The organism is Flavobacterium pectinovorum (genome assembly GCF_006438875.1).
Lineage (GTDB): Bacteria > Bacteroidota > Bacteroidia > Flavobacteriales > Flavobacteriaceae > Flavobacterium > Flavobacterium pectinovorum_A.
In genome coordinates, this window is the sequence record NZ_RCZH01000001.1 from 524,901 (window position 1) to 551,007 (window position 26,107).

The following is a 26,107-nucleotide window of genomic DNA, read 5'->3' on the forward strand; positions in this document are numbered from 1 at the left end:
ATTATCTATAAATGAGATTAAATTTGCCCCTCAAACAAAATTACAAATGAAAAACTTTAAAATGAAACCAAAACTAATCGCTTTTTTTGCTTTAGGAATTGGATTTTTGACATTATCATGGGGAATCGTTGGACATGAACGTATTAACAAAGCTGCAGTTATGGCATTGCCCCAATCGATACAAGTATTCTTTTACAATCATATTGATTTTATTACTCAGGAAGCTTCTGTACCGGACATTCGTAAATATGCTTTAAATTACAAAGACGAGAATCCCAGACATTATTTTGATATGGAAAACTTTGGTTCTGCTGATAGTTTTCCAAAGACTTTAGAAGAAGCAAAGAATAAATACGACGCTAAATTCTTAAACGAAAACGGAATTTTACCTTGGTATATTGAAGAAATGATGGTGAAATTAACTAAAGCATTCAAAGACAAAAACAGAGCTGAAATTTTATTTCTTGCAGCAGATTTAGGTCATTACATTGGTGATGCTCATATGCCATTGCATACATCTGCAAATCATGACGGACAATTAAGCGACCAAAAAGGAATTCATTCACTTTGGGAAAGCAGATTACCGGAATTGTTTGCCAAAAACTACAGATTAAATGTACCTCAGGCAATTTATTATGAAGATGTTCATAAAGCAACCTGGGATATGATTAATGATACACATAGTTTGGCTGCATCTTTATTGGCGATCGATAAAAAATTGAGAACATCAACTCCGGAAAATAAGGTTTTTGTTGTTGATGCAGAAGGGAAAGTCGTTAAAACAAAATACAATACGGCTAAATTCTCTGATGAGTACGCTGCTAAATTAAATAAAGACTTAAACGGAATGGTTGAAAGCCAAATGAGAAAAGCAATTGCTGCAACAGCAAGTTTTTGGTATACTGCATGGGTAAATGCAGGAAAACCGGATTTAAGCAAATTAGATTCGTTTGAACTTACACAACGTAATAATCAAGCTTTAAAAGATGATCAAAAATTATTTCAGCAAGGCTACCTATTCGGAATGCAGAATCAGAACGACTAGAGAAAGTTTTCAGTCTCAGTTTATAGTTTACAGATTTTAAACAATAAAAAAGTCTCAAATTCAGATGAATTTGAGACTTTTTTATTTTCTCAGAACCTCAGAACCTCAGAACCTCTGTTCCTTTTTAAACTGCTAATTCTTCTGATACTTCTTATGTTTCAACATATCCGAAGCCGTTTGATAAAACGAAATCGTTTCATTTACCAAATCAGTTCTTTCTGTTTTCATTGGAATTTCATTATAATCAATTTGATATTCAGGAGCAATACCAGGTTTTGTATTGATTTGTAAATCAAATTGTTTTACCTGTTGTTTAGGCGATAAAATCGTTAAAACATTGTCCTTTATCAAACCCAAATCCTGATAAGTTGCTATAAAGGCTCTTGGTTTGTAATCAGGTTTCAAAACATCCTGACCAAAGAATTTGCTTTCATAACTAAAATTCAATAAACCGAAAAGGGTTGGCATAATATCAATTTGCGACATCACCTTATTGAATTTTTCCGGTTTTGCACCAGGAGTGTAGATAAACCCCGGAATTCTGTATTTATCCATCGGAAGTTCTGTTTTTCCTGCACTTGAAGCACAATGATCGGCAACAATTACAAATACAGTATTCTTGAACCAAGGCTGTTTACTCGCCATTTCAAAGAATTTTCTCAACGAATAATCCGTATATTTTACACCGCCGTCACGAGATTTAATATCACCCGGAATATCAATTTTATTGTTAGGATAAGTAAAAGGTCTGTGATTACTCACGGTCATAATATGATTAAAGAAAGGCTTGTTTGCTTTTGCTTCAACATTCATAACCTTAATCGCTTTATTGTACATATCCTCATCGCAAACTCCCCAAACGTTAGAAAACGTAATTTCTTCAGGAGAAAAATTTGATTTATCTACAATTTCATAACCATTTCCGGAATAGAAATCTTTCATATTATCAAAGAAAGCATCTCCGCCGTACATATATTTTACATCATAACCTTTCTGCTTGAAAATAGCTCCGGTCGAGAATTTATTCTTATTATCTTCCCTTTTTACAACACTTTCGCCAGCAGTTGGAGGCAAACATAAAGTCACAGCTTCAAGTCCGCGGACAGTTCTGTTTCCTGCCGCATATAAGTTGGTAAACTGCAAACTTTTTTGCGCTAAGCTATCTAAGAAAGGAGTAATGTTTTGCTCGTTTCCATACATTTTCATGAATTCAGCACTATAACTTTCGATTGTAATTAAAACTACATTTTTATGATTCTCAAGAGAGTCAGCAGTAATAATTCTACTTGTATTTTCTCCTGAAATAGCTGGAAACTGTTGTTTCAGCAGTAAAAATGCTTTTTCGTTTGGAAGTGTTTTATAGAATTTAAAATAATCCAATTGATTATTCTGGAAAGCAAGATAAAATTTATAAAGTCCGTTAGCTTGTAACTCGTTAACGAAAACATTCTTAGAATTTTCGGTCTTTGCTAATGTTGGTATGGCAATAAGAGAAATTATAAATAAGACAACATAAATCGCCGTAATTTTAATTTTTTCGATAACAGACGGAATATTATCAATGTAATTTCTGGATTTTTTCAGAATGAAATAAGTAACAATTCCAGTAATTATAAATAAGGCCGAGAACAAAGGAATTACAGGGTAAGATTGCATAATATTCCCAATAACTTCATTCGTATAGATTAAATAATTTACAGCAATAAAATTGTATTTAACACCAAATTCATTCCAGAAGAAATACTCGCTTAATCCGTTTTGCAGAATTAATAAAACATATAAGAAAATTACAAAAGCAAATAACCAAAATCTGATTTTGTCCCTTAATTTTGGAAGAAAAAGCAAAAGAGCAAAAAGTGCCGTTTTAATTCCAATAAAAATTAAAACAATTTTTGGTAAAGCACCTCCATATTCATGTAAAATAGTTTTTCCCGAGGCAACATAAGCAAATAATGCTAAAAAAATGCCCAGAATAATATATCCCGAAGGTTTATTGTATTTTGAATTGGAAATAAAAATTAAATAAAGAAATAAAAAAATGCTGGCAATAATGAAAACAAAAAAATCTGAAAGCAATCCCAAACTGAAGATTTTTAAACTTTCAAGAAAATTAAATGAACTTTGTGTTATAGGATGAAAAAACAAAACAATTCGTAATACAAAGCTTACGGCAAAATAGAATAAACCTAGATTGTAAAAAGGAGAAAGTTTTTTATAAAAATTCATTGATTATTTTTTTTGCAAAATTAATCCTAAAATATTAGTTCTCCTTAAAGTTGTACTTGAACATTACTTAACATTGTCTTAATGTTTGCTTRAGGCGTGTTTATTAGTGCTATTCTTAAACCCATAAACAATTTTTGAGTCAAAAGTTTTATCTTTGAATATAATTAAGTAATATTTTAACCTAAAATAGAATAATTAAATGCACATTTTAATAGTTGAAGATGAAGTAGGTATTGTTCAGTTTTTGCAGCAAGGTCTGCAAGAAGAAGGATATCAGATTACCACGGCAAATGATGGTTCAAAAGGTTTTGAATTGGTTCAGAATCAAAAGTTTGATTTGATTTTGCTCGATTGGATGCTTCCCAAAATTAATGGTTTAGATTTATGTAAAGCGATAAGAATTAAGGATCAGACCACGCCAATTATTTTTTTGACAGCAAAAGACACTGTTCAGGAAACAATAGAAGGATTAAAAGCCGGTGCAAATGATTATATAAAAAAGCCTTTTAGTTTTGAAGAGCTGGTTGAACGCATTAAGATTCATTTTAGAAACGTAAAAAGAACCGAAATTCTAACTTTAGGTACTATTAAAGTTGATTTATTGAAGCATATTGTTTTAAAAAATGAAGAAGAAGTATCTCTTACACAAAGAGAGTTTGAATTGCTGACTTATTTAATTCAGAATAAAGGAAAAGTTTGCACACGAAACCAGATCTTAAAAGATGTTTGGGAAATAAATTTTGAATACGATACCGGCGTTATTGATGTTTTTATGAATGCCATCAGAAAAAAACTCAATCTAAAGATCGAAGAAGATTATATTAAAACAATTCGCGGTATCGGATATATCGCTAACGATTTATAAATGTTGCAACTTTCCTTTAAAAACAGAATTGCCTTAAACTACATTATTACAACAGGTTTGTTGATTGTAGTAGTTTTTTCGATTATTTATTCCATTGTTAAACATACTGTTTATAGCCATATTGATGAAAATATCAATGTTGAAATCAACAATCATTTAGAAGAATTAAAGGTTGTAAATGGTAAAGTAATTTTTATTGATGCCGAAGAATGGAAAGAGCGTGAACATAATACAGTTGATGTAAATCCGGTTTTTGTGGAGTTTTTAGATCTAAAGAAAAAAGTGATAGAAAAAGCACCTAATTTAAAAACACAAACACTTGAATTCAAAGATTCTGTCGAAGATTTTAAATTATTTGATACTAAAATGGGAGATCATGCCATTAGACAAATTCAGGTTCCGCTACATATTAATAATAAAAAAATAGGATATGTAATTGTCGCAATGTCATTGGCAGATTCGAGAATGGTCTTAAATAATTTGTTTGATATTATGTCCCTATCATTTTTGGGAATTTTAATATTATTGTTTTTTATAGCACGTTTTTTTGCAGGTCGAAGTATAAAACCAATAAACTCCATAATAAATACCTCAAAAATAATTACAAAAGACAATCTAAAAACACGTATTCCATTACCCAAAACCCGCGACGAATTATACACCCTTTCTCAGACCATAAACAATTTATTAAACCGAATTGAAGATGCAATAGAACGTGAAAAACAATTTACATCTGACGCTTCACATGAGTTAAGGACACCTTTGACAGTTATCAAAGGAACACTTGAAGTTTTGATTCGTAAACCTCGTGATAGTAAGGAATATGAAGAAAAAATTAATTACTGTATAAAAGAAGTAGATCACTTAAATATGTTAGTCGATCAGCTTTTGCTAATGGCTCGTTTTGAAAATCAAATGAAAGGGGTAAATCCGGAGTTGGTTTATCTAAATGCAATTATTTTGGATGTTTTAACACTAAATTCAGAGAAGATAAACAAGCTGAATATTGACATTAAATTTGATGCTTTGCAGGATTATTATATCAAATCTGATAATTTTCTTGTAGTGACAATTTTAAGAAATATTATTTCGAACGCAATTAAATATACGAAACAAGAGGGACAAGTTTTGATTTTGCTTTCTAAAGAAAATGAAAAAATAGTCTGCAAAATTTCTGATAACGGAATTGGAATTGCCAAAGAAGATTTAGAAGCAATTTTCAATCCTTTCTTTAGATCAAATTCAACCGATCATCCTGAAATTAAAGGAACAGGCTTAGGATTGTCCATTGTAAAAAGGATTACGGAACTGCTTAATATTAAGTTTAAAATAGAGAGCGAAATAGGGGTAGGAACGACGGTTATTTTGAGTTTTGATGAAAACCTGAAATCGTTATCGTAAATTTGAAAAATCTAATAAAAACCGCATCTGTGTTATTTTTTAACAATAAACTATCGTTAAGTTAAATTAAAAATGGCGCTTTTATGAAATTAACTAGTATATTTGCAACCGAATCAAAGAATTATAAAACAAACCAAGTCATGATTTCTATTCAATTACATCATCATCATTTTCATTATTGCTCTCAGGCGATGTGTTAATGGTATGCATGTAAATCATCATATTTTGAAACCCGTTTGAGTACATCAAACGGGTTTTTTTATACCAATTCTTTGTACTCAGACTATTAATCCAACAAAAACTAAAAAAATGAGTACGTTAAAAATTGCAATTCAAAAATCAGGTCGTTTAAACGAAGACAGCATTCAAATCTTAAAAGATTGCGGTATTTCGATCAACAACGGAAACGATCAGCTAAAAGCCGAAGCTTCAAATTTTCCACTAGAAGTTTTATATCTTAGAAATTCAGATATTCCCCAATATCTTATTGATGGAGTGGTGGATCTTGCTATTGTAGGAGATAATCTTTTAGTAGAAAAAGGAAAACATATTGAAGTAATTCAAAAATTAGGGTTCTCAAAATGCAAGGTTTCTGTTGCCGTCCCTAAAAGTTTTGAATACAATTCCATTCAGGATTTAGCAGGTTTGCGTATTGCAACTTCTTATCCGAATACTGTTAATGAGTACTTTAGCTCTTTTGGAGTAACAGTAGATATTCACCAAATTTCTGGTTCTGTAGAAATTGCACCAAATATTGGTCTTGCCGATGCAATTGTTGATATCGTTTCAAGCGGAAGTACCTTATTCAAAAATAATTTAAGAGAAGTAGAAGTTATTCTAAAAAGTGAAGCAGTTCTGGCAGTTTCTCCAAAAGTTTCACCGGAAATTCAGAAACATATCGATACCTTAAAATTCAGAATACAATCAGTTTTAAGGGCCCGAAACTCAAAGTATATTTTAATGAATGTACCAAACGATAAAATTGATGAAATTGGTAAAATTTTACCGGTTTTAAGAAGTTTAACCGTTTTGCCCTTAGCGCAAGAAGGTTGGAGCAGCGTACATTCCGTAATTGATAAAGACACTTTTTGGGATGTAATAGATCAATTAAAAGAGGCTGGAGCCGAAGGAATTTTAGTTTGCCCAATTGAGAAAATGGTACTGTAAAGAAAATTCCAATAAAAAAAAGAAATTCCAAATTCCAATTCTGATAGTTATCGGGACGAAATATAGACAACAGCTTTGCGAACTTTGCGGTAAAAAGACACAACGTTTGGAATTTGGAATTTAAAAAAATTGGAATTTAATTAAATAATTTAATTATGAATAAAATAGACAATCCAAAACCAGATACCTGGTCAGAAATACTAAAAAGACCAACCAAAACAATCGATGATATCGAAGTTACGGTCAAAGAAATCTTTAAAGAAGTACAGAAAAAAGGCGACGAAGCTATAGCAAAATATACTTCAATTTTTGATGGAATAACTTTAGATAATTATGAAGTTTCGCCAAAAGAAATTGAAGAAGCGGTTAATTCGATTTCAACTGAATTAAAAGAAGCGATTCAACTGGCGAAAGCAAATATTTTGAAGTTTCACACCGCTCAAAAAACAGAACGAATTTCAATCGAAACTACGGAAGGTGTGAATTGCTGGCAGGAAAAACGTCCGATTCAGAAAATTGGATTATACATTCCAGGTGGAACTGCGCCTTTGTTTTCAACTGTTTTAATGCTTGCTGTTCCTGCTGAAATTGCAGGTTGTAAAGAAATTATTTTGTGTTCTCCACCAGATAAAACAGGAAAAATAAATCCTGCAATCTTATACGCAGCCAATTTATGCGGCGTAACCAGAATATTAAAAGTAGGCGGAATTCAGGCAATTGCAGGAATGACTTTTGGGACACAATCGATCCCGAAAGTATATAAAATTTTCGGACCCGGAAATCAATTTGTTACTGTAGCAAAACAATTAGCAACACAATTTGGAGTAGCGATCGATATGCCGGCTGGACCTTCAGAATTGCTTGTTGTGGCTGATGATACAGCTATTCCCGCATTTGTAGCTTCAGATTTATTATCTCAGGCAGAACACGGAACAGATAGTCAGGTAATTTTAGTTTCGACTTCCAGAAAATTAATTGCTGCTGTCGAAAAAGAAATTCAAACTCAAATCGAAGAACTTCCTAGAAAAGAAATTGCAAAAAAAGCGATTGAAAATTCAAAGCTTATTTATGTCGAAAATGATCAGATTGCATTAGATTTAATCAACGAATATGGACCGGAACACTTTATTATCTGTTCAGAATTTGATGATTTTTATTGTAACGGAATCGTTAATGCCGGTTCGGTTTTTATTGGAAATTATACTCCGGAAAGTGCTGGAGATTACGCTTCAGGAACCAATCATACGTTGCCAACAAACGGATATGCTAAGAATTATAGCGGAGTAAACCTGGATAGTTTTATGAAATCAATGACCTTCCAGAAAATATCTGAAAAAGGAATTCAAAACATAGGAAAAGCAATTGAAATTATGGCTGAAGCCGAAGGTTTGCAAGCGCATAAGAATGCCGTGACGCTTCGCTTAAAGAGTTTGAAAGAAAGAGAATAGATTATAGAGGAAAGAATAAAGAAGCAAGAGGCAAGAATCAAGAGAAATAGTGTTAAAGATTTAGATTTTAGTCTTGTTTCTTGATTCTTTGTTCTCCTCAAAAAAAATTAAAAAAAATGAAATTCGATATAAATACAATAACACGTGAAAACGTAAAAATATTAAAACCTTATTCGTCGGCACGTGATGAATTTGAGGATTTTGATACAGCCGAAATGATTTTTTTGGACGCTAATGAAAATCCGTTTCAAAATGGCGTAAATCGTTATCCAGATCCACAACAGAATTCGGTTAAGGCGATTTTGGCTAAGAATAATAACGTAAAATCAAGTCAGATTTTACTAGGAAACGGAAGCGATGAAGTTTTGGATTTACTTTTCAGAGCTTTTTGTGAACCTAAAATTGACAATATTATTTCGCTACCGCCAACGTACGGAATGTACAGTGTTTTGGCAAATATTAATGCCGTTGAAAACAGGGAAGTTTTGCTTTCAACAGATTTTCAGCCACAAGTTGAGAAAATTTTAGATAGTGTTGACGACAACACAAAAATCATCTTTTTATGTTCGCCAAATAATCCAACGGGAAATTCTTTTTCTGATGAAAGTGTGGTAAAATTGCTTCAGAATTTTAAAGGTTTGGTTGTAATTGACGAAGCTTATATCGATTTTTCGGGCAAAGAAAGCTGGTTGACAGAAATCGATGAATATCCAAATTTGGTGATTACACAAACGCTTTCAAAAGCATATGGTTTGGCTGGCATTCGTTTAGGAATTTGTTATGCTTCGGAAGCTGTAATTTCGGTTTTGAATAAAATAAAACCTCCATATAATGTAAATGAATTAACACAGCAAAGAGCGATACTTCGTTTGAATGATTCGGACAAAATAAAACAAGAAATAGCTTCTATTATTGAGCAAAGGGAAGAATTACTTAAAGTTTTGCTTGAAGTAAGTTTCGTGGAAAAAATATATCCAACCGAAGCTAATTTTGTTTTGGTAAAAGTAGATAACGCCAATAAAAGATATGACGAATTAATTGCGAAAGGAATCGTAATCAGAAACAGAACGACCCAGCCTTTATGTGAAAATTGTCTGCGTTTTACGATTGGAATTCCAAAGGAAAATGCAGTTTTGATTAGAGAATTGAAGCTGTTGAGCTAAAAGAAATAGCCCACAGATTATACGGATTAAACGGATTTCTTTCGCCACGAATTTCACGAATTTTTACTAATTCAATTCGTGCTAATTGGTGAAATTCGTGGCGAAAAATTAACCACAAACCATAAAAAATCATTTTAATCTGTGTAATCTGTGGCAGAAAAAGAAATATAATATGAAAAAAGTACTTTTTATCGATCGTGATGGAACGATTGTTTTAGAACCTGAAAATTATCAGTTAGATGCTTTGGAGAAAGTAGAATTTTATCCAAAAGCTTTTCAATATTTGGCTAAAATCGCCAGTGAATTAGATTATGAATTGGCGATGGTAACCAATCAGGACGGATTGGGAACGGACAGTTTTCCGGAAGATACGTTTTGGCCAACGCAGAATTTTATATTGAAAGCCTTTGAAAATGAAGGCGTTTTGTTTGATGATATTTTTATTGACAGATCATTTCCAGAAGATAATGCACCAACACGCAAACCAAGAACGGGAATGTTGACCAAATATATTAATAATCCGGAGTATGATTTGGCAAATTCATTTGTTTTGGGAGATCGTTTGACGGATATTGAATTGGCTAAAAATCTGGGTGCAAAAGCTATTTTTATCAATGATAATGACGGAATTGGAAGCAATGAAATCTCATCAAAAAGAGAAGAATTAGATGAAACGATTGTTCTTCAGACAATGAATTGGAAAACAATTTATGAGTTTTTGAAACTAGAAGCACGTTCGGCTTCGATTACTCGTAAAACGAATGAAACAGACATTTTTATCGATTTAAACTTAGACGGAACTGGGAAAAGTAAAATCGAAACCGGAATTGCTTTTTTTGATCATATGTTAGATCAAATTGCACGCCACGGTCAAATGGATCTGGAAATTTTGGTTAAAGGTGATTTAGAAGTTGATGAGCACCACACGATTGAAGATACTGCAATTGCATTAGGCGAAGTTTTTGCAAAAGCATTAGGAAATAAATTAGGAATCGAACGTTATGGATTCTGTTTACCAATGGATGATTGTTTAGCGCAGGTAGCGATTGATTTTGGCGGAAGAAACTGGTTGGTTTGGGAAACAGAATTTAAACGCGAAATGGTTGGTAAAATGCCGACAGAAATGTTTTATCATTTCTTTAAATCTTTCTCTGATGGAGCCAAAGCTAACATCAACATAAAAGCTGAGGGAACGAATGAACACCACAAAATCGAAGCTATTTTTAAAGCTTTTGCAAAAGCAATAAAAGTAGCGGTGAAAAGAGATACAGAGAAAATGATTTTGCCTTCGACGAAAGGAATGTTGTAAAAGTTAAAAATTGTTTCAAGTTTCAGGTTTCAAGTTACGCACAGAACCTGAAACTTGAAACATGAAACATGAAACCAAAAAACATAAAGAATGTTATGGACGCTAAAAAGTTTGCTGAGAAATGGATTGAATCATGGAATTCGCATAATTTAGACGATATCATGAGGCATTATTCGGAAGATATTGAAATTACAACGCCGATGATAAAACTGGCTGCGGGAATTGAAAGCGGCTCGCTTCAGGGAAAAGAGCAAGTCAGGGCATATTGGGAAAAAGCTTTGACAAAGATTCCTGATTTGCATTTTGAATTGATAGAAATTACATCAGGAGTTGATTCTGTGGCACTTTATTACAAATCGATTATGAATAAAAGAGCAGTAGAAGTAATGTTTTTTGATCAAGACGGATTAGTAAACAAGATGATCGCCCATTATACGGATCTGTAAAAGTTTAATTTGTTTCAAGTTTCAGATTCTATATATTAAGTCCCAGCGGGACATCATATTTGTTGAGAATTATAAATTGATCTCATATTAAAATAGTAATTAATGATTTACGCATTGAAGAGAAATCTGAAATCTAAAATCTAAAATCTAAAATTAATTTTGAAAATAGTAATAATAAATTACGGGGCAGGAAATATTCAGAGCATTATGTTTGCTATTGAAAGACTTGGTTTTAAAGCTGTTTTGAGTAATAATCCGGATGAAATTCTGGCGGCAGATAAAGTGATTTTTCCGGGAGTTGGGGAAGCAAGTTCGGCGATGAAAAAACTGAAGGAAAGCGGTTTGGATAGTTTGATTCCGAATTTAAAACAACCTGTTTTAGGCATTTGCCTGGGAATGCAATTGATGTGCAAATCGACGGAAGAAGGAAATACTGAAGGCTTGGGAATTTTTGATGTTGATGTAATTAAGTTCACGCAAAAAGTAAAAGTGCCTCAAATGGGATGGAATCAGATTTATGGTTTAAAATCGGATTTGTTTAAGGGAATTTCAGAGAATGAATTCATGTATTTGGTACATAGTTTTTACGCCCCAAATTGCGATGAAGCCATTGCTATTACGGATTATGAGCTAGAATACGCATCGGCTTTGCAGAAAGATAATTTTTACGGAACACAGTTTCACCCTGAAAAAAGCGGAGCTGTTGGGGAGAAAATATTAGAGAACTTTCTTAAATTAAATTCCAAATAATAAATTCCAAATTACAATTGTAAAATCAATATCAATTGCAATATCAAAAATCAATCAAAATATCAATTTTAGAAATCTAAACTCTAAAATCATAAATCTAAAATTAGAAACATGAGAATAATACCAGCTATAGATATCATTGACGGAAAATGTGTTCGTTTATCCAAAGGTGATTATAACACTAAAATAATTTACAACGAAAATCCGCTTGAAGTAGCGAAATCATTTGAAGCGCACGGGATTGAGTATTTGCATCTAGTAGATTTGGACGGTGCAAAATCGAGCAAGATTGTCAATTATAAAATATTGGAACAAATTGCGACACAAACGAGCTTACAAATTGATTTTGGCGGAGGTTTAAAGTCTGATGATGATTTGAAAATTGCCTTCGAAAGTGGTGCAAGTCAGATTACCGGCGGAAGTATTGCGGTAAAAAACAGAGCGATTTTTGAAAAATGGATTTCAGAATATGGTTCTGATAAAATTATTCTGGGTGCTGATGCCAAAGATGAAAAAGTTGCTATTTCAGGTTGGTTAGAAGATTCAGACGAAGATTTGATTCCGTTTATTCAAGAGTATCAAACTAAAGGAATTCAATACGTTATTTGTACTGATATTGCAAAAGACGGAATGTTAGAAGGTCCTAGTTTTGATTTGTATGGCAAAATTTTGAAAGAAGCTCATGGTGTAAAACTAATCGCATCCGGTGGAATTTCAACCTTTGATGAACTTCCAAAATTAGCACATTTAGGCTGCGAAGGAACGATAATAGGAAAAGCGATTTATGAAGGTAGAATTACGCTGAAACAATTAGAGAACTATATAATTAGAAAATGAGATTTAATTAGAGAATGTGTCAATTAGATAATTAGATAATTTTTTGGATTACGCATAAAATTATCTAATTATCTAATTTTCTCATTAACACATTAAAAAATATGTTAGCAAAAAGAATTATTCCTTGTTTGGATATAAAAAACGGAAGAACTGTAAAAGGCGTTAATTTTGTGGATTTGCGCGATGCAGGAGATCCGGTTGAATTGGCGGAAATTTATTCGGCGGAAGGAGCTGATGAATTGGTTTTTCTGGATATTTCGGCTACTGAGGAACGTCGCAAAACGTTGGTCAATATGGTGCGAAGTGTTGCGGAGAAAATCAATATTCCGTTTACGGTTGGCGGAGGAATTTCGTCTGTTGAAGATGTTGAAATTCTTTTAAATAATGGAGCTGATAAAGTTTCGATCAATTCATCGGCAGTAAAAAACCCGCAGTTAATCAATGATTTGGCTCAGAAATTCGGAAGTCAATGTGTTGTCGTTGCAATTGATGCTAAACAAATTGACGGACAATGGATCGTACATTTAGTAGGCGGAAAAGTACCAACAGAACTTAATTTATTCGATTGGGCTGTTGAAGTCGCAAAACGTGGAGCAGGAGAAATTTTATTCACATCAATGGATAACGACGGAACCAAAAATGGCTTTGCAAACGAGGCTTTGGCTAAATTATCAGAGTTAATCAATATTCCGATTATTGCTTCGGGCGGTGCGGGAAATATTCAGCATTTTGTGGATTCATTTAAAGTAGGGAAAGCTGATGCGGCACTGGCGGCGAGTGTTTTTCACTTTAAAGAAATTGAGATTAAAACGTTGAAAGAAGAACTTAGGAATAATGGGGTTGAAGTTAGGCTTTAGACCAAAGAAGCAAGAAAATAGAAGCAAGAATTAAGATCGTAATCTAAAATAATATAGAGTTCAAGAATCTAAAATCTGAACTCAAAAATCTAAAATAAAAATGGACATAGATATAAAAAGTGCACACGGATTGATTCCGGCAATAATTCAGGATTCGGAAACTAAAAATGTTTTGATGCTGGGTTATATGAATGAAGAATCTTTACAGAAAACAATCGAAACACAAAAGGTTACTTTTTTCAGCCGTTCAAAACAAAGACTTTGGACAAAAGGCGAGGAGAGTGGTAACTTTTTGAATCTTGTAAGTATTAAAAATGACTGCGACGGCGATACGCTTTTAATTCAGGCAAAACCTGTTGGACCAACGTGTCACACGGGCGCTGATACTTGCTGGCAAGAAGAAAATAAGGAAAACTATGGTTTTATTTCTTCTTTGGAAAACACTATCAAAACCAGAAGAGAAAATGCGGATTCTGAGAAAAGTTATGTCGCTTCTTTATTCGAAAAAGGAATCAATAAAATTGCTCAAAAAGTAGGTGAAGAAGCGGTTGAAGTGGTTATTGAAGCCAAAGATGATAATGATGATTTATTTCTTAGCGAAAGCGCTGACTTATTGTTTCATTATCTGATTTTACTTCAGGCAAAAGGTTTTCAGTTGAATGATGTTGTTGATGTTTTGAAGAAACGCCAGAAGTAGATAGAAAGGTTTTTATCGTAATATTGTCATTTCGACGGAGGAGAAATCACACGCGGGGAGAGCGCACTGTTGTCGAGCCACTTTATGTGATTTCTCCTCTGTCGAAATGACAAAACTAACGTAAACTTGCATAAATACAAACGACAAATACAAAAAATAAATCTGCATAAATCCGTTTAATCCTTGTCATCCGCGTGCCATTTCAACGTTACTCCACAAACTCAAAAACAGCAAATTCCTGCGGTTGATGAAAACCAAAATTTAAACTTTTATAATATTGTAATGCAAGATATTCGGTTGTATTACCGTAATCAATTCTAAAAGTATTTCCTCTCCATTTTGTACCTATTTTTGGTTTTGCAAAATTGCCGTTTTTAATAGTTTCTAAACTCGAAAACGGAATCTTAATTTCGGTATTAAAATCTTCCGGAGTTATTTTGCTTTGCGCTTCCAGTCCCGTAATATCAAATGCCATAGAAGTATTCCAGCCGCCACATAAAGGCGAAATACATTTAAGTAACATGTCGTAATTGGATGAAAAGGCGTTTACTCCAATTTCGACATAATTTTGACCGTCGCCATCAGCATCGATAAAAATCTCGACTAAATCATCTGAATTGAAAATTTGGGAATCTTTTTTTTGCGATGAACCTACAATTTTAGAGTCAACAGATTTGTATGCGATATATAGGTTTTCATCATTCCACGAAAGTGAAACCATTGTATTTTGCGTCGCTTTTTGACCTGAATTATGAATCACAAAAGGACCTGAAAAAGGTGTTTTCCAATCGGATAGATCTCCATCAATAATTAATTTTTCAGTTGTTTTATGGATTGGAATATTTTGAGAATTGGTTGTGATCGAGAACGTCAAAAATAAAACAGCGGCAATTTCACTAATTTTCATAAGTAGTAAATATTATTTTGATTTGCTAAATTAAGTAAGAATAATGGATTTTAACATTGTTTTTTTTGAATAGAAATCACAAAATCCTTATAAATTTGTTATGAATGTTTACATTTGTTGACGATCATATTTATTTAAAATATCCTATTTTATTCCAAATTTATAAATAATGAAAAAATACTTCGGTGGCGTTTTTATCGCCTTTTTAGTTGGTTTTACTGCCAATGCGCAAGGACTTCTTAATAAGTCTGAAACGGTTTTTACACATCAGGATAGTTTACGCGGAAGCATTACTAAAGAAAGAGCCTGGTGGGATTTAAAATACTATCATTTAGATGTAAAAGTAAATCCTAAAGAGAAAACGATTAAAGGTTCAAACACAGTTCGTTATACGGTTTTGACTGAGAATAATAAAATGCAGATTGATTTGCAGCAACCAATGCAGATTTACAAAGTAACTCAGAATGGAAAAGAATTGAAATTTGAAAGAGACGGAAATGCTTTCTTTATTCAGTTAACCGAAAAACAAAAAGTAGGTGAAACGAAGGAGATTGTAATTTCTTTTGGAGGAAAACCTAAAGAAGCGATCAAACCACCTTGGGATGGCGGAATTACGTGGAAAAAAGATAAAAATGGGAATGATTTTGTCGCTTCATCTTGTCAGGGTTTAGGCGCGAGCGTTTGGTGGCCGTGCAAAGATCATATGTATGATGAAGTCGAAAATATGTTGATTAGCGTGAATGTCCCTGGTAATTTGACTGATGTTTCAAACGGAAGATTGAAAAGCGTTAAAAAAGAAAAAGATGGTACAAAAACGTTTAATTGGTATGTGTCGAACCCAATCAACAATTATGGTGTAAATATCAATATTGGTGATTATGTTAATTTCTCAGAGAAGTTTAAAGGCGAAAAAGGTGATTTAGATTGTAGTTATTACGTTTTAAGAGATAATTTGGCTGTAGCCAAAGAACAATTTAAAGATGTTCCAAGAATGCTGAAAGCTTTCGAAAACTGGTTTGGACCTTATCCTTTTTACGAAGACAGTTACAAATTGGTTGAAGCGCCATATTTAGGAATGGAACATCAAAGTAGTGTAACTTACGGAAATGGCTTTAAAAACGGTTATTTGGGTCGTGATTTAAGCGGAACGGGCTGGGGATTAAAATTTGATTTTATCATTATTCATGAGTCTGGTCACGAATGGTTTGCGAACAATATTACCTATAAAGATATTGCTGATATGTGGATTCACGAGAGTTTCACCAACTATTCTGAAAGTTTGTTTCTTGAATACTATTATGGCAAAGATGCTGCGGAAGAATATGTAATTGGTTGCAGAAAAGGAATAAAAAACGACAAGCCAATCATTGGGAATTATGATGTAAATAACGAGGGATCTGGCGATATGTATCCAAAAGGTGCAAATATGCTGCACATGATTCGTCAGATTATTAATGATGATGCAAAGTGGAAATCAATTTTAAGAGGTTTAAACAGTACTTTTTATCATCAAACAGTTACAAGTAAACAAATTGAAGATTATATCAATACCCAATCAGGTATTAATTTCAACAGAGTTTTTGCACAATACTTAACTACAACTCAAATTCCGGTTTTTGAATATATGTTCAAAAATGGCACTTTTGGATACCACTGGACAAATTGTGTTGCCAAATTTGATATGCCGGTTAAAGTGAAGATCAATGGTGTTGAAACCTGGCTAAAACCAACAACAGAATGGCAATCTGAAAAAACAACTAACGAAGACAGAAAACTGGAAGTTGATAAAAACTTCTATGTAACGAGTTCTAATATTGTGGAATAAAATTTATAAAGAAATTCCAATTTTTTAAATCCCAAATTCCAATTATGTTGGAATTTGGGATTTTTTTATTGGAATTTCTTTATTATGTTAATTGTGTAATTTGTACGAATACTACCGTTTTATTTTTTAATTTAGATTGTATTAATCTGAAAATGAATAATAAAGCGTAATCCGAAAAGCTAATAGAGTAGGAAACAAATCAAATCAAACAATTTATGAAAAATTTAAAAAACCTAGAAAATGTTGAAATCTTAACTAAGAATGCTCAGAAATCTATTTCTGGAGGTATTCCTTTATGTGTCATATTATGCGGCGGAGCGGGAGGAGTTATTTCGAATACGCCGGGTAAAGGAGATATTTGTCAAACAGGAACTACCATTTGTTGTTATTGTAGATAAACTCAATTTTCGATAAACTTGATAAGCTTTTTAATCCCGAGGCTTCGGAACTGTTGGGTTTATCGATGATTGCTTTTCGATTATAATTTGTCATTTCGAGGAACAAGAAATCACACTAGTATTTCCGTAAACAAAATCGCCAAATCTTTGTCGAGCTACTTGCGAAGATTTCTCTCCCGAAGCCTCGGGATCGAAATGACAAAAAAGCGTGAAAGATTAAGATCTTTCACGCTTTTTTATTGGAATTTATGCTGAGGCATAGGGATTGGAATTCCCCTTTTATCGGCTATTCAATTTTGCCTTTTCCTTAATAATATCGGCAATTTTTCTGTTTTCGATTTTACTTTCGAGCCATGAAATAATATCCAAATAAAGAAAGGCTCTTTTTTCATAGGTATTTTTCTCTAATTCGATAAAGCGCAACCGCATTTTTATGAATTCCTTTTTAATATCGGCAGGGTATAAGTTATTCAGATTTCTTAAGAACTTGATAATTTCTTTTTGAACTTCATGTAAGTCGTTCATTTTTATTAGAAACTTATACGTGTTTTTAAGATGATTTTCTAAATAATAGTCTTTTCCTAATTCATAATGTGCAATTAAAGACAAAAGTCTCGCAAAACACATTAAATCTTCTCGCATTGATAAGTTCTTGTTGTTGATTATCTTATCTAAATAAAGAATACATTCTGTGTATTTTTCATTTCCAAAATAAATAGAGGCGATCTTATAAAAGAACAACATTTCGTGATGTTCGTCAAGATGTTCGCTGTGCAATTTTATTTTTTCCAGAATTTCCGGAATCAAATATTCGCTTTCAGCAAAAGTACCTTCCAAAATATGTAAATTCAGCTTATTGTTGTAAACATATAGAAATGATAGCGATGCAATGTTATCGTTTACAGGAAATTTAGGATCCTCAATTGTTTCCTCTAAAAGTGTCAAATACTTCTTGAAATTCGATTTGTATTTCAACATATATAAAGACTCCAAAAAATAATGATTTCCTTTTAGGAAAAATACAGGATTCTGAATAATCATGTTTGGATTATCATAGAACAATCGAACCCATTTATAGGCATATTTATAACTCGCTAAAAAGTCCTGTACAAGAAAACTTCTCCAAAGATTAGCGTTGTAAAACCAGTATTTCTCACGGAAACCAAATTTGCTTTCATCTAGTTTTGCAATATGCTTGTTGAAATAATCATCAATATATTTATACTCTTCGTCACTTTTTACATATCCTGTTTTCAGCATGATTCCGTAAAGCTGAAGTGATAAATTCGATAATTTGCTAGAAATAGTATTTCTGTAATTCAATTCCTTTGCCTGAATAACCAATTCATCGGCGCGGCCCTGAATACTTCGGGTAATATATTGCGATTCTATCAATTTTTCGAATTCTACAATTTCATACGCCATATATTTTTCATCATTTTCCAACGCAATGATTTTTGTCTTATCAAGGATTTTCAAACTCTGCCTGTATAGTCCTTTATTGTATAGAATAACGGCAAAATCTATTTGTTCACGCAATTGATAACGGATATTCTGACTCGGAATATTTAGTCGGATACTAACTAAAATTTGTTTGTATAAGTATGATTTTAAGTTAGATAGCTGTACTTTTTTAATGATTCCACTTTTTAAAATCAGTTTTTCATCATAGTTTTCAGACTTGTCCAGAATATTAAACAATTCAATGAATTTTGTGTTAGAACTGGTTTCTAAACGGCTTGCAAAAATTTTAAACTGTCTTTTTTCGGATTTAGAAAGTGATTTTATTAAAACAAATAAGAAATCTTTTTGATGGTTAGCCATTGTAAAATATAATAATATAACTTATTGATTATTAGTAATTTAACTCGTTATAAATTGCTTTATGAACAGTATAATTTCATTAAAATGAATTTCATACTCGTGTAGTACAATATATATTTGTTATCAAGATGTGAAATTACATTAAATAAATGAATATGAATAGAGAGAAAGTTCAAATTTTTGACACCACTTTGCGCGACGGTGAACAAGTTCCAGGATGTAAGTTAGATACTAAACAAAAATTAGTTATCGCAGAACGACTTGATAAAATGGGAGTTGACGTTATCGAAGCAGGTTTTCCTGTGTCAAGTCCGGGCGATTTTTTATCGGTCTCTGAGATTTGTAAAATTGTAGAAAACGCAACCGTCTGCGGACTTACCAGAGCCGTAAAAAACGACATTGATGTTGCTGCAGCTGCTTTAAAGCATGCTAAAAGACCTAGAATCCATACTGGAATCGGAACATCTGAATCTCATATACTCCATAAATTAAATACCACAAGAGAAGATATTATTGCAAGAGCAAAATTTGCTGTTTCTCATGCAAAATCTTATGTAGAAGACGTTGAGTTTTATGCAGAAGATGCTGGAAGAACAGATAATGCTTTCCTTGCAAAAGTTTGCGAAGAAGTTATCAAATCCGGAGCAACAGTATTAAATATCCCTGATACAACAGGATATTGTTTACCGGAAGAATATGGAGCAAAAATCAAATATTTGAAAGAAAACGTAAAAGGTATCGAGAACGTAATCCTTTCATGTCATTGTCATAATGATTTAGGAATGGCAACTGCAAACTCTATTGCAGGCGCTATAAATGGAGCGAGACAAATAGAATGTACTATTAATGGTATTGGTGAAAGAGCTGGAAATACTGCTCTTGAAGAAGTAGTAATGATTTTTAAACAACATCCTTATTTAAACTTAGATACCAATATCAACACAAGAGAATTGAATGAAATGAGCCGATTAGTTTCTGAAAGTATGGGAATGATCGTTCAGCCAAATAAAGCTATTGTTGGAGCGAATGCTTTTGCACATAGTTCAGGAATTCATCAGGATGGTGTAATCAAAAACAGAGCAACTTACGAAATCATGGATCCGCTTGATGTTGGAGTAAATGAATCTTCGATTATCCTTACGGCAAGAAGCGGAAGAGCGGCATTGGCTTACCGTGCTAAAAAAGTAGGTTACGAGCTTACAAAAGTACAATTAGACATTGTATATATTGAGTTTTTGAGATTCGCCGATATTAAAAAAGAAGTTGCTGATGCGGATATTCATCAGATTATTGAAGCAGCTAAAATTCAGGACGAGTTAATCAGAAGTTAGTTGAAAAGAGGATAGAGAATAGAGAATAGAAGAAAGAAGAAAGAAGAAAGAGAAAAAAAAGAATTTAAATACATAAAGAACGAGACGTTATGAATTTGAAAATAGCAGTTTTACCGGGAGACGGAATAGGACCAGAGGTAATTTTACAAGCCAAAAAAGCTTTATACGCCATAGGCGAAGTGTACAATCATGAATTTGTTTTTGAAGAAGCGCTCATGGGAGCGATCGCTATTGACAAAACAGGAAATCCGTTACCGGAACAAACATTAAATCTGTGTTTGAATACAGATGCAGTTTTATTTGGTGCCATTGGAGATCCTAAATATGATAATAATCCAAATGCAAAAGTTCGTCCGGAGCAAGGATTATTGAAGCTTCGTAAAGAACTAGGTTTGTTTGCCAACATTCGTCCTATAAAACCATATAAATCATTACTGGATGCTTCTCCATTAAAAAGAGAAATTATCGAGGGAGCTGATTTTACTATTTTCAGAGAATTAACCGGTGGAGCTTATTTTGGAGCTAAAACATTAAATGAAGAAGGAACACATGCTTCGGATTTATGTGAGTATTCAGAAGAAGAAATTACCAGAATTGCACATTTAGCTTTTAAATCGGCACAAAACCGACGCAAAAAACTAACTATGGTAGACAAAGCAAATGTTTTGGAAACCTCGAGATTATGGAGAAAAGTAACTAAAAAAGTGAGCGAAGGATATCCGGATGTTGCTTTAGACTTTTTATTTGTAGACAACGCAGCAATGCAGATCATCTTAAATCCAAAACAATTTGATGTGATTTTGACAGAAAATTTGTTTGGAGATATTTTATCAGATGAAGCAAGTGTTATTACAGGTTCTATCGGCTTATTAGCTTCAGCATCTTTAGGAGAAAAAAATGCATTGTTTGAACCAATTCACGGTTCTTACCCGCAGGCAAAAGGAAAAAATATTGCGAATCCAATTGCTTCTATATTATCCGCAGCAATGTTGTTAGAGCATTTTGGTTTATTTAAAGAAGCAAATGTAATTTATCAGGCGGTTGAAAAAGCAATTGAATTTAAAGTCGTAACAACTGATTTAAAACCAGATTCAAAATTTGGTACAAATGAAGTAGGGGAGTTTGTTTCTAATTTTATTTTTAGCAAAGACGACCTATTGTATTTTAATAATGACAATGTTAGTATTGGTCAATCGACAATTGTTTAAGGTTTTTATTAAAATAATGAAATAAATAACAAGAAGTCTGTAAAATGTTGAGATTTTATTTTTTTAGTCCTATAAGTTTTCATACTTTTGTAACACTAAAAAATAAAAGATGCAAATCTCAATTATTATTACTTCTGTCTTTGTTGTCAATGTGATTATCACATCTGCGAAGGGAATGGTATAAATATAATTGAAAAACTATATTATAAACCTTCCAAATACTGGAAGGTTTTTTTTTGAATAAAAATTAAAATAAATAATACATAATGGAATTAAATAAGTACAGCAAAACCATCACTCAAGATCAAACACAACCTGCAGCGCAAGCGATGTTGTACGGAATTGGTTTAACTGAAGAAGATTTGAAAAAAGCACAAGTTGGTATTGTGAGCATGGGTTACGATGGTAACACTTGTAACATGCACTTGAACGATTTAGCAAAAGATGTTAAAAAAGGTGTTTGGGATGCAAATCTGGTCGGACTTATTTTTAATACCATTGGTGTTAGTGACGGAATTTCAAACGGAACTGAAGGAATGCGTTTTTCATTGGTTTCTCGTGATGTAATTGCAGATTCTATAGAAACAGTTGCAGGTGCACAATGGTATGATAGTATTATTGCGATTCCTGGCTGTGATAAAAATATGCCCGGAGCTTTAATCGCTATGGGGCGTTTAAATCGTCCGTCGCTTATGGTTTACGGGGGATCAATTCACTCCGGAAAATGGAAAGGTGAAAGTTTGAATATCGTTTCGGCTTTTGAAGCTTTAGGAAAGAAAGTAAAAAACGAAATTACAGCAGAAGATTTTAAAGGTGTTATTCAAAATGCATGTCCGGGAGCTGGTGCTTGTGGCGGAATGTACACGGCAAATACAATGTCATCTGCAATCGAAGCCTTAGGAATGAGTTTGCCATACAGTTCTTCTAATCCTGCTTTGAGTCAGGATAAAAGAGATGAATGTCTTGCTGCAGGAGAAGCTATCAAAATATTATTAGAAAAAGATATTAAGCCACGAGATATCATGACTCGTAAAGCTTTCGAAAACGCCATTACAATTGTTGCGGTTTTAGGAGGTTCTACAAATGCGGTTATGCACTTAATTGCAATGGCTCATGCAGTAGATATCGAAATTACTTTGGATGATTTTCAGGCAATCAACGATAAAACACCAGTATTGGCGGACATGAAACCAAGTGGAAAATACATGATGGAGGATATTCACGAAGTTGGAGGTATTCCTTCTATAATGAAATATTTACTAAAAGTAGGATTGATTCACGGAGATTGTTTGACTGTAACCGGTAAAACAGTTGCAGAAAATTTAGCAAATACTCCGGATTTACAAGATGGACAGCAAGTAATTCATGAAATTCAAAAAGCTTTAAAACCAACAGGAAATATTCAGGTTTTATACGGAAATCTTGCTTCTGAAGGTGCTGTTGCAAAAATCAGCGGAAAAGAAGGAGAATATTTTGAAGGTCCGGCTGTAGTATTCGAAGGAGAATTTGAAGTAATTCCAGGTCTTGAGGCCGGAAAAATAAAACCGGGTAATGTAGTCGTCATTAGGTATTGTGGACCAAAAGGTGGTCCGGGGATGCCTGAAATGCTAAAACCGACATCGGCAATTATTGGAGCCGGACTAGGAAGCAGCTGCGCTCTTATTACAGACGGTAGGTTCTCTGGAGGTTCACATGGTTTTGTGGTAGGTCACATTACACCAGAGGCTTATGATGGTGGTGGTATTGCGCTAGTAAAAGATGGGGATTTAATTGCCATCGATGCTGTAAATAATACAATCAACCTGAAAATATCCGACGAAGAATTTGCGGCTAGAAAAGCGGCTTGGGTACAACCACCGTTAAAAGTTACAAAAGGAGTTTTACTTAAATACGCAAGATCGGTTTCAAGCGCTTCTACAGGTTGCGTTACCGATAAATAATTATACAAGAAACAATATCAAAAATCAATTGCAATAACAATCACAATATCAAAAAGCAATAGCAATAAAAAATAGAAATATTGAAAGATCAATTTAAAAGTACCATTGAAAATTGATTTTGACATTGCCATTGAATTTTTAAATTGAGTTTTGAGATTGAATTGATAAAAAAAATATACTATGAGAATATCAGGGGCAGAAGCCGTTATAAGATGTTTATTAGCAGAAGGAGTAGACTTAATTTATGGTTATCCGGGAGGAGCAATCATGCCGGTTTACGACGAATTATATAAATTTCAAGACCAATTACACCATGTTTTAGTACGTCATGAACAAGGTGCAACACATGCAGCTCAAGGATATGCGAGAGCTACAGGGAAAGTTGGGGTTGCGATTGCAACTTCTGGGCCGGGAGCAACAAATTTAGTTACCGGAATTGCAGATGCTCAGATTGATTCGACTCCAATGGTTTGTATTACTGGACAAGTTGGAAAACATTTATTGGGTTCTGATGCTTTTCAGGAAACTGATATTATCGGGATTTCAACTCCGGTAACCAAATGGAACTATCAGATTACGGAAGCTTCTGAAATTCCTGAGATTATTGCAAAAGCGTTTTACATTGCACGTTCGGGACGTCCTGGACCTGTTTTGATTGATATTACTAAAAACGCTCAGTTTGATGAGTTTGATTTTAGTTATGAAAAATGTACCGCAATCAGAAGTTATATTCCGGTTCCGAAATTAAAGTTAGACAAAGTTGCCGAAGCTGCCTCTTTAATCAACAATGCCAAAAAACCTTTCATTGTTTTTGGTCAGGGAATTATTCTTGGTCAAGCCGAAGAACAGCTAAAAGCATTTATTGAGAAATCAGGAATTCCTGCTGCTTGGACAATTCTGGGACTTTCAGCACTTCCAACAGATCATCCGCTAAATGTAGGTATGTTAGGAATGCACGGAAATTATGGACCTAATATGCTGACTAACGAATGTGATGTGTTAATTGCATTGGGAATGCGTTTCGATGATCGTGTTACAGGAAGTTTAAAGACTTATGCAAAACAGGCAAAAGTAATTCACTTTGAAATTGATCCTGCAGAAGTTGATAAAAACGTAAAAACAGAAGTAGCTGTTTTAGGAGATGTAAAAGAAGCTTTAAATGCTTTGTTACCACTGATTGATAAAAATTCTCATGAATCCTGGCACAATGAATTTAAAGAATTTTATAAAATAGAATTGGATTCGGTTATTAATGAAGAATTAAATCCAACAAATAATAAAGGAATTTCTATGGGTGAAACTATGGAAATGATCAATAAACATTCAAAAGGTGATGCAATTATCGTTTCTGATGTTGGTCAGCATCAAATGTTTGCCTGTCGTTATGCTAAATTTAATTCTACCAAAAGTAATATTACTTCTGGAGGTTTAGGAACAATGGGATTTGCTTTACCCGCTGCGATTGGAGCCAAAATGGGAAGACCGGATCGTGAAGTTGTAGCTATTATTGGTGACGGAGGATTCCAGATGACCATTCAGGAATTGGGAACTATTTTCCAGACTAAAGTACCAGTGAAAATTGTCATTTTAAATAATGAGTTTTTAGGAATGGTGCGTCAGTGGCAGGAATTGTTTTTTGACAACAGATATGCTTCAACAAAAATGATTAATCCAAATTTTGTGGCAATTGCCGAAGGATATTATATCAAATCTAAAAAAGTAACACAAAGAGAAGATTTAGATGCAGCTGTCGCAGAAATGATGGCTTCAAAAGATTCTTATTTCTTAGAAGTTATGGTAGAAAAAGAAAACAATGTTTTCCCAATGATTCCAACAGGAGCATGTGTTTCTGAAATTAGATTAAGCTAAAGAAAAAAAGTTTCTTGTTTCAATCCCGATAGCTATCGGGACTGAAACAAGAAAAACTTTAAACAAAATAACATGGAAGATAAAACATTTACCATATCGGTATATTCAGAAAATAATGTGGGTTTATTGAATAGAATATCAGGAATATTCTTAAAGCGTCACATTAACATATTAAGTCTAAACGTTTCAGAATCAGAAATAGAAAATGTTTCAAGATTTATTATCGTTGTAGAAACAACAGAAAAATGGGTTAAGAATATTGTTGGACAAATAGAAAAGCAAATCGAAGTAATTAAAGCTTTTTACCATACAGATGAAGAAACTATTTACTTGGAAAATGCATTATTCAAAATTGCTTCAAGCTTGTTGTTTGATGAAAAACAAATTCAGAATATCATCAAAGACAGCCAGTCTACAATAGTAACCGTTTCTCGTGATTTCTTTGTGATTTCAAAATCAGGTAGACGTTCTGAAATTGAAGAATTGTATGAAAAATTTAAACCTTACGGTATCATGCAATTTGTACGCTCAGGCAGAATATCAGTTTCTAAAGAAAAAATGGAAATTTCGACATTGTTAGAAACATTCAAATAG

Annotated in this window: 22 protein-coding genes; 19 read left to right on the plus strand and 3 right to left on the minus strand. The window is 33.1% G+C overall.

Annotated elements, in window-relative coordinates; genetic code table 11:
* Positions 1–46: 46 nt before the first annotated feature.
* Positions 47–1,045, plus strand: a complete 999-nt coding sequence (locus EAH81_RS02140) for a zinc dependent phospholipase C family protein (protein WP_140503220.1) — start codon at positions 47–49, stop codon at positions 1,043–1,045.
* A gap of 132 nt (positions 1,046–1,177) precedes the next feature.
* Here the strand turns inward: EAH81_RS02140 and EAH81_RS02145 are convergent, their stop codons facing one another.
* Positions 1,178–3,271 (minus strand): LTA synthase family protein, encoded by a 2,094-nt coding sequence (locus tag EAH81_RS02145; protein ID WP_140503222.1) that lies wholly within the window; start codon positions 3,269–3,271, stop codon positions 1,178–1,180.
* A gap of 199 nt (positions 3,272–3,470) precedes the next feature.
* Between EAH81_RS02145 and EAH81_RS02150 the strand changes: the two genes are divergently transcribed.
* The 11 genes from EAH81_RS02150 to hisIE all read left to right on the plus strand — a co-directional run bounded on the left by EAH81_RS02150 (position 3,471) and on the right by hisIE (position 14,211).
* On the plus strand, positions 3,471–4,136 hold the full coding sequence (locus EAH81_RS02150; RefSeq protein WP_140503224.1) for a response regulator transcription factor: 666 nt from the start codon (positions 3,471–3,473) through the stop codon (positions 4,134–4,136).
* Positions 4,137–5,537 (plus strand): sensor histidine kinase, encoded by a 1,401-nt coding sequence (locus EAH81_RS02155; RefSeq protein WP_140503226.1) that lies wholly within the window; start codon positions 4,137–4,139, stop codon positions 5,535–5,537.
* A 309-nt stretch (positions 5,538–5,846) separates the two neighbouring features.
* Positions 5,847–6,704, plus strand: coding sequence for an ATP phosphoribosyltransferase (hisG, locus tag EAH81_RS02160; RefSeq protein WP_140503228.1), 858 nt, complete (start codon positions 5,847–5,849; stop codon positions 6,702–6,704).
* A gap of 155 nt (positions 6,705–6,859) precedes the next feature.
* A complete protein-coding gene (hisD, locus tag EAH81_RS02165; RefSeq protein ID WP_140503230.1) occupies positions 6,860–8,152 on the plus strand; it encodes a histidinol dehydrogenase in 1,293 nt (430 codons plus the stop codon).
* A gap of 116 nt (positions 8,153–8,268) precedes the next feature.
* Positions 8,269–9,315, plus strand: a complete 1,047-nt coding sequence (hisC, locus tag EAH81_RS02170) for a histidinol-phosphate transaminase (RefSeq protein ID WP_140503232.1) — start codon at positions 8,269–8,271, stop codon at positions 9,313–9,315.
* A 172-nt stretch (positions 9,316–9,487) separates the two neighbouring features.
* On the plus strand, positions 9,488–10,624 hold the full coding sequence (gene hisB / locus EAH81_RS02175) for a bifunctional histidinol-phosphatase/imidazoleglycerol-phosphate dehydratase HisB (protein ID WP_140503234.1): 1,137 nt from the start codon (positions 9,488–9,490) through the stop codon (positions 10,622–10,624).
* A gap of 68 nt (positions 10,625–10,692) precedes the next feature.
* Positions 10,693–11,070, plus strand: coding sequence for a nuclear transport factor 2 family protein (locus EAH81_RS02180; RefSeq protein ID WP_241676494.1), 378 nt, complete (start codon positions 10,693–10,695; stop codon positions 11,068–11,070).
* A gap of 159 nt (positions 11,071–11,229) precedes the next feature.
* A complete protein-coding gene (hisH, locus tag EAH81_RS02185; RefSeq protein ID WP_140503236.1) occupies positions 11,230–11,820 on the plus strand; it encodes an imidazole glycerol phosphate synthase subunit HisH in 591 nt (196 codons plus the stop codon).
* A gap of 111 nt (positions 11,821–11,931) precedes the next feature.
* On the plus strand, positions 11,932–12,657 hold the full coding sequence (gene hisA / locus EAH81_RS02190; protein WP_140503238.1) for a 1-(5-phosphoribosyl)-5-[(5-phosphoribosylamino)methylideneamino]imidazole-4-carboxamide isomerase: 726 nt from the start codon (positions 11,932–11,934) through the stop codon (positions 12,655–12,657).
* A 101-nt stretch (positions 12,658–12,758) separates the two neighbouring features.
* Entirely contained in the window at positions 12,759–13,514 is a 756-nt protein-coding gene (hisF, locus tag EAH81_RS02195; RefSeq protein WP_140503240.1) for an imidazole glycerol phosphate synthase subunit HisF, read from the plus strand.
* A 94-nt stretch (positions 13,515–13,608) separates the two neighbouring features.
* The gene (hisIE, locus tag EAH81_RS02200) at positions 13,609–14,211 is read left to right on the plus strand and encodes a bifunctional phosphoribosyl-AMP cyclohydrolase/phosphoribosyl-ATP diphosphatase HisIE (protein WP_317130484.1); all 603 of its coding nucleotides are present in this window, start codon (positions 13,609–13,611) and stop codon (positions 14,209–14,211) included.
* 208 nt (positions 14,212–14,419) lie between these two features.
* Here the strand turns inward: hisIE and EAH81_RS02205 are convergent, their stop codons facing one another.
* The gene (locus tag EAH81_RS02205) at positions 14,420–15,118 is read right to left on the minus strand and encodes a carbohydrate-binding family 9-like protein (protein WP_140503244.1); all 699 of its coding nucleotides are present in this window, start codon (positions 15,116–15,118) and stop codon (positions 14,420–14,422) included.
* A gap of 169 nt (positions 15,119–15,287) precedes the next feature.
* On the opposite strand from EAH81_RS02205, the gene EAH81_RS02210 reads away from it, so the two are divergent.
* Together EAH81_RS02210 and EAH81_RS02215 are read left to right on the plus strand one after the other, a co-directional pair.
* Positions 15,288–16,943, plus strand: coding sequence for a M1 family metallopeptidase (locus EAH81_RS02210; protein WP_140503247.1), 1,656 nt, complete (start codon positions 15,288–15,290; stop codon positions 16,941–16,943).
* A 215-nt stretch (positions 16,944–17,158) separates the two neighbouring features.
* Complete coding sequence (locus EAH81_RS02215; protein WP_140503249.1) at positions 17,159–17,341, plus strand: hypothetical protein; 183 nt, start codon at positions 17,159–17,161, stop codon at positions 17,339–17,341.
* 279 nt (positions 17,342–17,620) lie between these two features.
* Here EAH81_RS02215 and EAH81_RS02220 read toward each other — a convergent pair whose 3' ends face one another.
* The gene (locus EAH81_RS02220) at positions 17,621–19,165 is read right to left on the minus strand and encodes a hypothetical protein (protein WP_140503251.1); all 1,545 of its coding nucleotides are present in this window, start codon (positions 19,163–19,165) and stop codon (positions 17,621–17,623) included.
* Between the two features lie 155 nt (positions 19,166–19,320).
* Here EAH81_RS02220 and EAH81_RS02225 point away from each other — a divergent pair, with 155 nt between their 5' ends.
* The 5 genes from EAH81_RS02225 (at position 19,321) to ilvN (ending at position 26,107) form a co-directional block, all read left to right on the plus strand.
* Positions 19,321–20,496 (plus strand): 2-isopropylmalate synthase, encoded by a 1,176-nt coding sequence (locus tag EAH81_RS02225; protein ID WP_140503253.1) that lies wholly within the window; start codon positions 19,321–19,323, stop codon positions 20,494–20,496.
* Positions 20,497–20,585: 89 nt separating this feature from the next.
* On the plus strand, positions 20,586–21,704 hold the full coding sequence (leuB, locus tag EAH81_RS02230; RefSeq protein ID WP_140503255.1) for a 3-isopropylmalate dehydrogenase: 1,119 nt from the start codon (positions 20,586–20,588) through the stop codon (positions 21,702–21,704).
* Positions 21,705–21,970: 266 nt separating this feature from the next.
* Complete coding sequence (gene ilvD, locus EAH81_RS02235) at positions 21,971–23,644, plus strand: dihydroxy-acid dehydratase (protein WP_140503257.1); 1,674 nt, start codon at positions 21,971–21,973, stop codon at positions 23,642–23,644.
* A gap of 180 nt (positions 23,645–23,824) precedes the next feature.
* Positions 23,825–25,513 carry a biosynthetic-type acetolactate synthase large subunit gene (ilvB, locus tag EAH81_RS02240; protein WP_140503259.1) on the plus strand — a complete coding sequence of 563 codons (1,689 nt, stop codon included), beginning with the start codon at positions 23,825–23,827 and terminating at the stop codon, positions 25,511–25,513.
* A gap of 72 nt (positions 25,514–25,585) precedes the next feature.
* The gene (gene ilvN, locus EAH81_RS02245) at positions 25,586–26,107 is read left to right on the plus strand and encodes an acetolactate synthase small subunit (protein ID WP_140503261.1); all 522 of its coding nucleotides are present in this window, start codon (positions 25,586–25,588) and stop codon (positions 26,105–26,107) included.